This window comes from Marinomonas communis (assembly GCF_004363305.1).
GTDB lineage: Bacteria > Pseudomonadota > Gammaproteobacteria > Pseudomonadales > Marinomonadaceae > Marinomonas > Marinomonas communis.
The window spans coordinates 164413-177302 of sequence record NZ_SNZA01000001.1; the positions used below are offsets into that span (position 1 = coordinate 164413).

General features: G+C 46.5%; 10 protein-coding genes. 4 read left to right on the forward strand and 6 right to left on the reverse strand.

Annotated elements, in window-relative coordinates:
- Window positions 1-40 precede the first annotated feature (40 nt).
- The 3 genes from C8D85_RS00810 (at window position 41) to C8D85_RS00820 (ending at window position 4586) form a co-directional block, all read left to right on the forward strand.
- Complete coding sequence (locus tag C8D85_RS00810; RefSeq protein WP_133559462.1) at window positions 41-1252, forward strand: low temperature requirement protein A; 1212 nt, start codon at window positions 41-43, stop codon at window positions 1250-1252.
- A gap of 51 nt (window positions 1253-1303) precedes the next feature.
- Window positions 1304-2044 carry a potassium channel family protein gene (locus C8D85_RS00815; protein WP_133559463.1) on the forward strand — a complete coding sequence of 247 codons (741 nt, stop codon included), beginning with the start codon at window positions 1304-1306 and terminating at the stop codon, window positions 2042-2044.
- Window positions 2045-2390: 346 nt separating this feature from the next.
- Window positions 2391-4586: an OsmC domain/YcaO domain-containing protein gene (locus C8D85_RS00820; protein WP_133559464.1), complete on the forward strand. Its 2196-nt coding sequence runs from the start codon at window positions 2391-2393 to the stop codon at window positions 4584-4586.
- Window positions 4587-4634: 48 nt separating this feature from the next.
- Here the strand turns inward: C8D85_RS00820 and C8D85_RS00825 are convergent, their stop codons facing one another.
- A complete protein-coding gene (locus tag C8D85_RS00825; protein WP_133559465.1) occupies window positions 4635-5516 on the reverse strand; it encodes an AraC family transcriptional regulator in 882 nt (293 codons plus the stop codon).
- A 132-nt stretch (window positions 5517-5648) separates the two neighbouring features.
- On the opposite strand from C8D85_RS00825, the gene C8D85_RS00830 reads away from it, so the two are divergent.
- Window positions 5649-6794, forward strand: coding sequence for an aminotransferase-like domain-containing protein (locus C8D85_RS00830; RefSeq protein WP_133559466.1), 1146 nt, complete (start codon window positions 5649-5651; stop codon window positions 6792-6794).
- 60 nt (window positions 6795-6854) lie between these two features.
- On the opposite strand, the gene C8D85_RS00835 is transcribed toward C8D85_RS00830, so the two are convergent.
- The 5 genes from C8D85_RS00835 to C8D85_RS00855 all read right to left on the reverse strand — a co-directional run bounded on the left by C8D85_RS00835 (window position 6855) and on the right by C8D85_RS00855 (window position 12882).
- Window positions 6855-8945 (reverse strand): TonB-dependent siderophore receptor, encoded by a 2091-nt coding sequence (locus C8D85_RS00835; protein ID WP_244936864.1) that lies wholly within the window; start codon window positions 8943-8945, stop codon window positions 6855-6857.
- A 94-nt stretch (window positions 8946-9039) separates the two neighbouring features.
- Complete coding sequence (locus C8D85_RS00840) at window positions 9040-9840, reverse strand: ABC transporter ATP-binding protein (RefSeq protein WP_133559467.1); 801 nt, start codon at window positions 9838-9840, stop codon at window positions 9040-9042.
- The gene (locus tag C8D85_RS00845; RefSeq protein WP_133559468.1) at window positions 9837-10880 is read right to left on the reverse strand and encodes a FecCD family ABC transporter permease; all 1044 of its coding nucleotides are present in this window, start codon (window positions 10878-10880) and stop codon (window positions 9837-9839) included. The genes C8D85_RS00840 and C8D85_RS00845 overlap by 4 nt, the downstream gene beginning before the upstream one ends.
- Window positions 10877-11899: a FecCD family ABC transporter permease gene (locus C8D85_RS00850; protein ID WP_133559469.1), complete on the reverse strand. Its 1023-nt coding sequence runs from the start codon at window positions 11897-11899 to the stop codon at window positions 10877-10879. Before C8D85_RS00850 ends, C8D85_RS00845 begins: the two co-directional genes overlap by 4 nt.
- On the reverse strand, window positions 11896-12882 hold the full coding sequence (locus C8D85_RS00855) for an iron-siderophore ABC transporter substrate-binding protein (protein ID WP_244936866.1): 987 nt from the start codon (window positions 12880-12882) through the stop codon (window positions 11896-11898). The genes C8D85_RS00850 and C8D85_RS00855 overlap by 4 nt, the downstream gene beginning before the upstream one ends.
- Window positions 12883-12890: the final 8 nt, after the last annotated feature.

A 12890-nucleotide genomic window follows, 5' to 3' on the forward strand; every position in this document is an offset into this window, starting at 1 on the left:
ATGCGGCTTAGCGCAGTGATTATGTAAAGGACATAACGATATGGATTTAGCCAAGAAACATCCATTGTGGCGCAAGCCCAAGCATCATCTAGATGTGGAGACCAGCAATGATCATGTGCACTGGATAGAACTTTTTTACGACTTGGCTCATGTTGTATCAATTTTCGTGCTGGGAAATTACTTGAGTTATCACCTAGGCTTTACTGGATTCACCGTTTTCGCGCTGCTATTTATCGTGATTTGGTTCGCTTGGTTTGATATAAGCCTTTTTAACTCGATTTATGTCAGCACGGATGTACAACATCGCTACATTATGGCGGCTCAGATTGTCACCATTATGATTATGTCATCCGCTATCGTTCACATTGGTGGTGCTGGATGGATGTACTTTGCTATAGGTTATGCATTAAATCGAGCGATAATCTCGTTGCTCTATTTTAGGGCTAAAACGGTAGAAGAAAGTAAAACATGCTTACCAAGTCATATGTTTCGATGCTTTGCGATTGCAGCTGTCATTTTCTTAATCAGCGCGTTTCTGCCTGCTCCATATAGTTATATGGTGTTCGCTGGAGGTATGGTAGTTTTAGCAGCTTTGTATGTCGCCCCGAAAGTTGGTGCTGTCTTTCAACAGCGCTTCTTACCACGATTTGGGCATATGTCTGAGCGCTTTGCGCTGCTTTTATTGATCGTTGCAGGTGAAGGCTTCTTTAAGCTGGTTATCACTTTAGCAGAAAAAGGCATTGATAATGTGGTTGGCGACGTACTAGTAAACTACGCGTTTGGCGGCCTATCAGTTTTCGTTTTGTGCTGGATATATTTTGATTTTGTTGGCAACGGCAAGCCGCGAGACAATGAGCCTGCCACATTCGTCAAGTGGACGATTGCTCACCTTCTGCTGATGTTATCTGCTGTCACGATAGGCGTTGCATTGTCAGCAGAGGTCAAAATAGGATTTATAGATCAATATCCGTTCAAATATGCATTGATTGGCTGTTTGGGCTTAGCGGCATACCTGTATTGCCTACTTAAGATTCAACATGTTATCGAGCGTCGTACCGCCCATCGCTTTGCCACTGCGAACGTTCGTTATATGGGGATCATGCTTTGTTTCGTGACCCTAATTATCGTTCCTTTTGTTCCTTCAATCGTGGCTAATATGGTGTGGGGGGCAGCATTGTTCTCTCAGATTTTGGTTCCTGTAAGAACCGCATTCAAAACTCTGACTCGAGAAGCGAATCAAGCGCTCGACTAAGCCGTTTTAATTTATACGTTAGCTCTGTTGAACTTCTAATGGTTTGCCACTATGTATCGACCCAAAGTAACGGAACACATTACGAGCTTTCAACTGGCAGTATTAGTACTATCCGTATTTGTTGTTTTCTCTCTGGTAATTGAACTTGTCTTTAACTTGCCACCTGACGTCCTGCAGATTCTGATCTATGTAGATACATTTATTTGCACAATCTTCTTTATTGATTTTGTTCAGCAGTACCGAGCTGCGCCGTCTAAGCTTGAGTATATGAAATGGGGCTGGCTTGACCTTATTTCTTGTATTCCATTAATGGAGATGAATCAATTTGCACGTTTAATTCGAGTTTTTCGTCTGGTCCGTGCGATCAAGTCGATCTCAATGATTTCTCATGCACTTAATGAAAACAAGGTTTCAACGTCACTGCACTTCATGGTAGTGACCGCACTAATGATGATGCTGTTTGGCTCTATTTACATTCTCTATCTCGAGAAGGATATGCCGGGAGCTAATATTCACAACGCTGGCGATGCATTTTGGTGGACATTCGTCACTATCACAACGGTTGGCTACGGTGACTTCTTCCCAGTGACATTGGAAGGTCGCATTGTTGCCATAATATTGATTACAACTGGCGTTGGCATGTTTGGGAGTTTTACCGCAGTTTTGGCCTCATGGATTATGGATGTCTCTGACGAGCGAAAGATGGAAATTCAGATTCTAGAAGAGGTGCATACTCTAAAAGCAGAGCTTAGGGATATGAAAAAGCTGCTGAAGAAGCAAAAAAATGAGTAGCTAGCTATTTTGCAACTAGCATTTGTAATGCTTGTCATTCTTTAGGGGCTATTTTAAACCATGTGTAACACATCTGATTAATATCAAGTTAGCTATTGCGTGGATTTCATTTAAGTGACTGAATTAGAAGGATCTAATGCTTTATCCTTTATGCATTAGTAACAGGTTATAAAAGCACTTAATCATCTGTTTTATCAAGAGTTGGTTGAGCTTCACGGTGCGAGGTACTGTTTGAAATAATGGTTTAGTGAGATCCGCAAAAATATCTTGGTTTTGCAGTGCAAGTTGGACGATACGCGCAGTAAATAATGTTAGACTTCGCGCCATATTGAGTTAGAGGTCCAGCATGGAAATCAAGGTAAATTTTTTAGACAATCTTCGCTTAGAAGCCAAGTTCGACGACTTCACGGTCGTAGCGGATCAACCCATTCGTTACAAAGGGGATGGTTCTGCGCCAAGCCCATTTGACTACTTCTTGGCTTCGTCTGCGCTCTGTGCTGCCTATTTCGTAAAGGTTTACTGTAAGGCCCGTGATATCCCTACAGAGGATATTCGCCTATCGCAAAATAACATTGTCGATCCTGAAAACCGTTACAACCAGATTTTCCAAATTCAAGTAGAGTTGCCTGAGTACATCAGCGATAAAGATCGCCAAGGCATTTTACGTTCTATTGACCGTTGTACCGTTAAAAAGGTGGTACAAGAAGGCCCTGAATTTAAGATCGAAACGGTTGAGGACTTAGACGCAGGCGCGTCGCTTATGGCGATGGCGCAGCCTGACGGTGCTGAGAAAACGGTAATCTTGGGTAAAGATCTACCGCTAGAAGATACCATCGCCAATATGTCTGGTTTGTTGGCAGATCTTGGTATGAAGATCGAAGTGGCGTCTTGGCGTAACATCGTGCCAGGTGTTTGGTCTCTTCACCTGCGTGATGCCGCGTCGCACATGTGTTTCACCAACGGTAAAGGGGCAACCAAAGAAAGTGCGTTGTGTTCTGCGCTAGGTGAGTTCATTGAGCGCGCTAGCTGTAACTTCTTCTACAACGATCAGTATTTTGGTGAAGAATTAGCGAACGCGGAGTTCGTGCACTACCCAACAGAGAAATGGTTCCCGCTGACCGAAGACGATTCTCTTCCACAAGGTCTGCTTGACGATTACTGCTTGGATATTTTTGACCCTGAGCAAGAGCTTCAAGGCTCACACCTGATCGATACCAACTCTGGCAATATCGAGCGCGGTATTTGTGCGATCCCTTACGTGCGTCAATCTGACCAAGAAACGGTCTACTTCCCATCAAACCTGATCGAAAACTTGTTCTTAAGTAACGGCATGAGCGCAGGCAACACGCTACCAGAAGCCATGGTGCAGTGTTTGTCTGAGATCTTTGAGCGTGCTGTGAAGAAACAAATCATCGAGCAAGAAATTGTCTTGCCTGATGTGCCTATGTCGGTCTTGGAAAAATACCCAGGTATTTTGGAAGGCATTAAAAGCCTAGAAGAAAACGGTTTCCCTGTGGTAGTGAAAGACGCGTCTTTGGGCGGTCAATTCCCTGTGATGAACGTGACGCTGATGAACCCGCGTACCGGTGGTGTGTTTGCCTCCTTTGGCGCGCATCCAAGCTTTGAAGTGGCGTTAGAGCGAAGCCTAACTGAGCTGCTGCAAGGTCGTAGCTTCGAAGGTCTAAACGATGTGCCGCTGCCAACGTTTAACTCGTTTGCGGTACAAGAGCCGAATAACTTTGTTGAACACTTTATCGACTCGACCGGTGTGATTTCTTGGAAGTTCTTTAGCGCCAAAGCAGATTACGAATTCTGCGAATGGGATTTCTCAGGCACCACAGAAGAAGAGCGTGATGGCCTAATGGGCATCCTCGAAGACATGGGCAAAGAAGTCTACATGGCGGTATTCGATGAGCTAGGTGCTAACGCTTGTCGAATTTTGGTGCCAGATTACTCAGAAGTGTATCCTGCAGACGATTTGATTTGGGACAACACCAACAAAGCTTTGCTTTTCCGTGAAGACATTCTCAACATTCACTCTCTAGACGACGAAGCGCTAGAAGCATTGCTTGAGCGTTTAGAAGAAAGCGAGCTGGATAACTACAACGATATTCGTACCTTGATCGGTGTTGAGTTCGATGAAAACACCCCATGGGGCCAGTTGGATGTAGGTGAGCTCAAACTCTTATTGTTCCTCGCGCTGCAAATGCACGAAGAAGCGAAGGATCAAGTGCAGGAATTCCTAAGCTACAACAACAATACCGTAGAGCGTGGTTTGTTCTACCAAGCAGTCAGCGCCGTGTTGGAAATCGCTTTGGATGATGAGCTTGAACTCGAGGATTTCCTACCCAACCTATCGCGTATGTTTGGCAAAGAAGTCATGGAAAACGTCGTGGGTTCCGTGAATGGTACGGTCAAGTTCTACGGCCTGGCACCAACGAATATGAAACTTGAAGGGCTAGATCGTCACTTGAAACTGATCGATAGCTATAAAAAGCTACACGCATACCGTGCAAAGAAGCACGCTGAGGCGTCTAAGTAAGCTTTTACCCGAGCGCAAAGGGAATTGCGCTCAGGTAATAAACCTTCCTTAAAAGAAGCTAATTGGCAGGTAAAACTCCAAATCGAAGCTTTCGTCTTCCGTTAAGAATTGGTTATGATAATACTGCACGTAGCCTGGAGTAGAGCGCAGTTTAAACTTCGAGCTGGGCAACCAAGTTTCCAGAACTTGGCTGATTTTAGGTAGCAGTTCCCCGTATTTTCCCTGTAAGTGAAACACCGCATGCAAACCTGCAGGTATCACCAGTTGGCTGACTACGGAATGTCTCGCCACAGGCCTATCGATTTCTAAACACGCCACATAGCGACACCGATTAAGCTCTACCCACGCCGGATTAGAATGATGCAAACCAAATTGTTTATCCGTATCTCGCTGTTCTGTATTGGCCCAAGCCATCAATGTCATCCACGCTTCTTTGATTGAACGGTTATAACCTTGATGGCGCTTGTAGGCGACCAATCGAGCAGGGCACTCTTGAATGCATGGTGTGGGAAGCGGGCAAATGGCGACGGACTCATAACCACGCGCCACATCGGGATCTTTTAGGTAGGGCTTTTTCAACGTTGGACTTTCTTGTTGTCGCCAAGCCGATGGCGCACAGTGGAAGGTGCTTTTAAACGCTTTGTTAAAAGAAGAAGCCGAGCTAAAACCACAGCGATTGGCGATATCGATAATAGAGGAGTGGTTATCGAACATAAGTTGATTGGCGGCGTATTCCATGCGAACACGACGAATGTATTGATGAATAGACTCTCCCACAACACTTTTGAATAAGCGATGGAAATGCTGCTCAGAGTAGGCCGCGACCTCTGCTAGCTCTTTCGCCCCCAAAGTCCGACTGATGTCTTGGTGAATGTAGAACAAGACTTCATTAATACGGTTCTGATGTTGCTGCATAGAGAGCGAAGACATAGTCAATTCACCAAGTTTGAAAGACTTAAAATAGCATAAATGGACAAAAGCTATCGCATAAATGGACAATTAATATTGTATTTGAATTTGTAGGATAGTGTTTCCAAAAACAATACAAATGGATGCCTAACCATGCAAACCGCTGCTTCTCTTGATCGTATGAAGTCTTCTTTTATCCGTGAAATCCTTGCCGCTGCCAGTGACCCAGATATGATCTCGTTGGCTGGTGGTCTGCCCGATGAAAAGACGTTTCCTATTGAATTGCTAAAACCAACGATTGCGCAGTTACACAACGACATATCGTTGTTTCAATATGGTCCCACTCAAGGGTATGCACCGCTGGTTAAGCATTTGAATCAGTTGTACCAGTTACCTGAACACCACAAACTACTGGTGACCACAGGCTCTCAACAAGGATTGGACTTAATTGCACGGGCTTACATGAACCCTGGTGATGGGGTGGCGATGGAAGCACCCAGCTATTTGGGCGCGATGCAGGTATTTGATTTTGTGCAAGCCTCGATTCTACCTATTGCGCAGTTAGCGGATGGCCCTGACTTAGAGGCATTGGAACGATGCTTTGCAAACGACAAGCCAAAGCTCTTTTATGCCGTGCCAGATTTCCATAACCCAACAGGCGTGTGCTGGTCTTTAGCGACACGACAGGCGGTGGCCAAGCTTTGTATTGAATATGACGTCACGCTTTTGGAAGATGCGCCTTATCGACCGCTGCGCTTTTCTGGTGAGGCATTACCTATGGTATCGAGCTTCTGCCCTGATCAGGCGTTGGTGTTGCGCTCGTTTTCAAAAATTGCCTCGCCAGGCCTTCGCATTGGGGTTGTGTCCGGTCCAGCGCAATGGATTGAACCTTTGATCAAGGTAAAACAAGGCGCGGATCTACATTCTAATGTTCCAGCACAAGCCATGTTGTTAGGGCTGTTGGAACATCCAGAATTTGAACAGCACATCGCCAAAGTGTGTGACTTATACCATGGCCGTTATCAAGTTTTGCTGAAGGCTTTGGAGCAACTAGAACCGTTTGGATGTCAGGCACAACCTGTTGCTGGGGGGATGTTTGTCTGGCTGACTTTGCCTGATTGTGACAGCTTTGCATTCGCAAAATACTTGATTGAGCAAGGTGTTGCGACGGTGCCTAGTGACGTGTTTTATTCTGCTGAGAAAGGCGTATCGGCGCTGCGTTTAAACTTTACCAATGCAACGCCGGATATGTTGCAAGAGGCGGTGTCGAGGTTGGCGCAAGCATTGGCGACGCGATAATAAAAAAGCCAGAATGCAAAGCATTCTGGCTAAAAAGGGAACCGTTAGAACTGATAGATTTTACCAGTTGTGGTTAAGCGTCAATTTGATGTCACGACCAGGGTTGTAGAAGTCCGCAGAACCAGAGCCCGCGACATATTCTTTATCCAGTAGGTTACTAACATTCATTGTCAGTTGTGTTTGTTTAGAAATGTCATAACCAAATGATGCATCGACGATGATGGCAGATTCGCTTTTCGCTGTGTTGGTGTTTGCGAAGTAGTAAGAACCTATGTAGCGAGCACCAAGACCCACTGACATGTCTTGGCGTGGCAAGGTGTAGTGTCCCCATACAGAAGCCGAGTGCTCAGGCACATACGCGATGGTGTTGCCTTCGTAGTTATCGTCTTCTGTGATTTTTGGTTCCATGTACGAGTAGCCACCAGAAATAGTCAAGCTGTCAGTAATCTCTGCACGTGCTTCTAGGTCGACACCTTTAACGCGGTTTTTACCGATCGTTTCACGAAGAATGCTGCCATTTTGTTGGAAAGAGGCTGTTTCAACGTTGCTCTTTTGTAGATCGTAAACCGCTACGGCGAATAGGGCATTCATGTTACTTGGTGCGTATTTAGCGCCCACTTCAATCTGTTCACCACGTACGATTTTCGTACTAGTCGATGGTGGTGATACCGACTCAACTTGGCTAATGTAGGCCGACACTTCTTCGTTAAACTTATACGTAAACGCTGAGCGGAACGTATTTTCAGAGAAATCGTTAGATGAGCTGGTGCTGGTTACATAGTTAAATTGGTCCACATTGATGTCATCGTGACGTGCACCGATGGTCAAGATGTACTTATCGTCCCATGCGAAGTTCTGCTGAATTAACGCTGCCTTAGTTTGGTAGTCATTTTTGGTGTTTCCGTACAGCGGGAAGCTACCTGTGACACCAGAATAAACCGGGTTGTTAATATCGATACTAGTACTATTGCCGTAATAAGACGCGGAATCCGTCGTTGAGTTTTGGTACTCCACGCCAAACACTGTGCTGCTGTCTAGGCGACCAGCAGAGAAGTCATATTGACCCAATAAATTACCGTTGAATTGCTCAACCTCAGAGCTTTGGCCGTAGTAATCACGACCCATTGTGCTACCAGAGGTATCAGCAGAGTATTTGCTTAGGTAAATGTAGCCAAAGCCATCTTCTGCTTCGCTGTAACGAAGGTTAGACAGTACTTTAAAGTTGTCATTTACATAGTGGGTAACTTGGGCGCTGATGTTAGTTCGCTCAACGTCATGGAAATTGTAGTCTGGTTCGCCATAGAAAATGCTCGCATCGTAATCTTTGCCAGCTGGGTAACCGCCGCTGTTCGGGCTGCTGTCAGTTTTTAAATAATCCACGACTAAGCTTGCGCTGGTGTCATCGTTTGGTTCCCAAGTTAAGCCAGCCATCAAGAATTGAGAGTCGTCTTTTGAGTAGTCGTATTCACGGTCAGCGTCTTGCACTTTACCCGTTAAGCGATAAGCAAGTGTTTCGTCTTCATTAAGTACATCGCCCACGTCAATGCCAACTTCTTTATGGTCATTTGCGCCATAGGTAATGTGTGCATTACCGAATTGTTCAAACTTAGGTCGCTTGGTAACGAAGTTAATAGAACCACCAGGGTCTGCAGGGCCAAATAGTGTCGAGTTCGCGCCACGAATCACTTCTACTCGCTCGTATGCGTACGCGTCTTCTCGAATGCCACGCATAGAACCCAGTGTTAGGCCATCACGGTATGTGGTAGCACTGAAACCACGGATGTTGAAATAATCGTTGCGATCGTCAGTAGCGTAGTAGCCAGTCAGGGTGCCCGGAGTGTATTCCAGTACTTCTTCCGTCGTGGAGGCGCCACGTTGCTTGATCTCTTTTTCAGTAATAACAGAAACGGAAGCAGGGGTATCTTGAATGCTCGTGGCTACTTTACCGCCTACCCATAACTCTTTGGCAACAACCGACTCAGAATCATTGTCTTCAGATTCGTATGAGTCATTGACTAGGATAGGAGAAAGACGAAATGCTTCTGTATCCGTGTCTGCGAAGGCACTAATCGGCGTGATTACTGCGTAGCAAAATAGTGTTGCTGTAGCGTATTGGCTCTGTTTAGCGGAGAGCTTCATGCGTTTCTTCATTACTGTTCTACCTTTTGATTTTAGTGATGTTAGTAAAGTTGTTAATGATTATTGATATTGGAATAAATTTTTTTTGGTTGCCTAGTCGGGTGAATTAGGCTTGTTTATAGCGCCCAATTGGCAGCACCATGGGCGTTTTGGATATTGGGTCACTGATGACTTTGTTATTGAGGCCGAACACCGAATGAACGGTTGGCTCAGTCATCACATGCTGTGGCGAGCCTTGGTCGAATACGCGCCCTGATTTCATGGCGATCAAATGATCAGAATAACGGGCGGCCAAGTTCAGGTCGTGTAACACTAAAATGATCGTAGTGCCGCGGTCCTGATTCAGCTCCACCATCAAATCTAGGATTTCGATCTGATGGGCAACATCTAAATAAGTGGTTGGCTCATCCAAGAGTAAGATGTCTGTTTCTTGTGCTAAGGCCATGGCAATCCAGACACGCTGGCGCTGGCCACCAGATAGCTCGTCAACATCTCGATCGATTAATTCTGCTGTGTTGGTGGCTTTTAATGCACTGGTAATGGCCACATCGTCCGTCGAACTCCACTGGGAGAAGAGCTTGTGATAAGGGTGTCGTCCGCGGCTTACTAAGTCGCCGACCGTAATGCCTTCAGGGGCAATCGGTGATTGGGGCAGTAGCCCTAGGAGCTGAGCTAAGTCTTTTGTCGCCATCTTATGAATTGAGCGGCCATCCAACAGCACTTGCCCTTGATGCGGTGTGAGCAGGCGAGACATAGTTCTTAGCAAGGTCGATTTACCACAGGCGTTCGCACCGATAATAGATGTGATTTGGCCGGTTGGAATTGTGATATCAATACCATTGAGAATGGAGGTATCACCATAGCCAGCACTGAGTTGCCTAGTCGAAAGTGTGTGCCGTGCGGTCACAGTGAGCCTCCTTTACGGTTAGTTCGGATCATAAGATAGATTAAGTAAGGGGCGCCGAGAGCACCGGTAACAACACCTACTGGATAGCGATTGGGAAGTAGGAATTGACCAATGTAGTCGCCCCCCATCACTAAGCAGGCTCCGATCAGTCCAGCAGGCAAAAGGGCAGAGCCAGTATTACTAATTAAACGAACGGCGATAGGTCCCGAAAGAAAGGCCACAAATGCAATGGGCCCTGTGGTGGCGACTCCCACAGCAATCAGGCCAACCGCGCTTAACATGACGACTAAGCGAGTTTGATTGACCCTGACTCCCAGAGCTTGAGCGGTTTCATCACCAGTTCTAAGCACTTCTAAGTCTTTGCTTCGAGATAACAATAGACTGCCGAAAACGGCTACCGATATGCATAAAAGTGGTACTTGCGTAAGTTGTGCTGAGTTAACGCTGCCTGTTAGCCAGCGCATGGCTTCTTGTAGGTCCCAAGATTGGGCTTGGGAAAGCAAATACGCGATAACACTTTCCAGCATGGCGGCCATACCAATACCGACCAGTATCAAACGAGTGCCTGCAGACCCATGTTTAAACGACAGACCAAAGACTGTTAGCGTCACCATCAGTCCAGCGAAAATAGAGAATACGGCAACACTTCCACCTGACATGTTCAGCATAATGATGGCAAAAACGGCGGCAGCGCTGGCCCCAGAGCTAACGCCAATGATGTCAGGGCTGGCTAATGGGTTGCGAAGCATGATCTGAAAGGCGGCTCCCGCCAAACCAAAGCTCGTCCCTACCAACAACGCGACCAGTACTCTTGGTAAACGTAATTGTCCCACCACGAAAGAAGCACCAGGCACTTGCTCTCCGAGTATGACTGCGACAACCTCTGACAGAGGCGTAATAGATTGCCCGACACTGAGCGTCAGTAGGAGCAAGGCAATTACTAGGATCAAAAGGAAGCCGACAACACGATACCAACGCCATGCACGTTGCTTTCTGGCCTGTTTTAGGCGTTGTTCGATGGGATTGATTGCTGTCGTCATAGTGCTTTGACCTTCTGACGTCTGACAATCCAGATAAAGAATGGCGCACCAATAAACGCGGTGACAATTCCCACCGACAATTCGCTGGGGCGAGCCAATATACGTCCTAAAACATCTGCTGCTAGCAGCAAGTTCGCGCCGCATAATGCGGACAACGTCATCAACCAACGATTATCGATACCGACTAATAGACGGCAAAGGTGCGGTACGACCAAGCCAACAAATCCTATAGGACCGCAAGCCGCTGTTGTTGCCCCAGCTAACAGAACCGCAGCAAGCCAAGCGTGAATGCGTATGCGAGTAACGCTTTCACCTAATCCCATAGCAACATCATCGCCAAGTGCAATCGTATTAAGCTTTCGCGCTACGGTTAGGCTTAACAAACCACCAATGAGCAAGAAGGGCAGAATCAAGGTAATACTGCCATAGGTCGCCCCGCCGACACCGCCAATCTGCCAAGACTGGACGCTGCCAGCGATATCGTTGCGTGGTAGTACAACGGCCATAATGAAAGAGGATATAGCGATAGAGGTGGCAGCACCCGCTAGGGCGAACTTTAAAGGTGTAGCACCGTCGTGTCCGATAGCGCTAATCACATGAACAAATAGAGCGGTCGTTGCAGCGCCAAAAATGGCTAACCAAACATAATGCGACATTTGGGACAGGCCAAACCAAACTAAGCCGATTACTACGAAGAACGACGCGCCAATGTTGACCCCCAATAGACCTGGATCCGCTAAAGGATTTCGAGTAACGCTTTGCATGATGGCACCTGAAATCCCCAGCGCACTACCAGCAAGCAGTGCAAGCAACGTTCTAGGGAGTCGCATAGCCACAGAGGCCTCTTCCATGGTTGCAACGCTCCCCATCAGTCCATTAATAATGTCCTGCCAAGCAACAACCCGTGTACCGATGGAAATCGACAAAGTACACATGATGATCAATAGCACCGCACTACAACCGATTAACATCATCGGTGGAAAGCGATTGGCAGAGAAATAGGTACAAAGAAACTTCATTTTGACTTACGCGCCGCTTCTGCTAACGCTTCTAAATAGCTATCCAGTACCCAAGAGATCGATAACGGCGTTGGGTTGGCAGCAGTAGCGATCTGCTGGTTACCAAGCATGACAATAGCTCCGTTTTTTATGGCGCGCATTTTCGATAGCAAGGGATTAGCGTTCACAGGATCAAGTAGTGTTTTATTGCCGTAGGTAACGAAAATATCGACATCATTGAAATCATCTATTTGCTCTACACTGCTTTCACCGGAAAATTGCCCGCTTTGGCTAATACGCTTAACGCTATCGGGCGAATGCATACCTAGGTCTTCGAAGAAACTCACTCGGGTATCATTGGCAGTATAAAAACGAATAACACTCAAATCTGTTGGGTCAAGATGGGTAATAAACATGGCTGTTTTTCCCTTAAGTTCGGGGAAATGAGCGGCTTTTTCAGCGATTTCGTTCTCTAGACGCTGGATCAGCGCTTCGCCTTCTTTGGCCATGCCTAGGCCCAAGCTGTTAAGGCGAATCATGTCTCTCCAGCTGGTAGACCAAGGTGTGCTTGGGTACGCGACCACTGGAGCAATTAGGCTAAGAGTATTGTAGTCGGATTGGCTTAACCCTGAGTAAGCCGCCAAGATGACGTCGGGTCTGGTCGCCGCGACGGCTTCGAAATCAATGCCATCACCTTCATCAAAAAGAACTGGTGTTTGAGCGTTTAAACTGTCTAATTTTTCAGAGACCCAAGGCAACACCCCGTCTTGGTCATCATCACCGAATGACGCTGCAGCGAAGCCAACTGGCACAACCCCAAGGGCAAGAGGGACTTCATGGTTGGCCCAAGCAACCGTTGCAACGCGTTCAGGCTTTTTAGTAATAATGGTTGTGCCAAACGCATGTTCAATCTTGATTGGGTAATGGGTACTGTCTGCCCAAGTTAAGGCTGGCATTACGCTATAGATAATGCTGGTGAAAATGATTATCAATGATTTGTTCAATTTAAAAT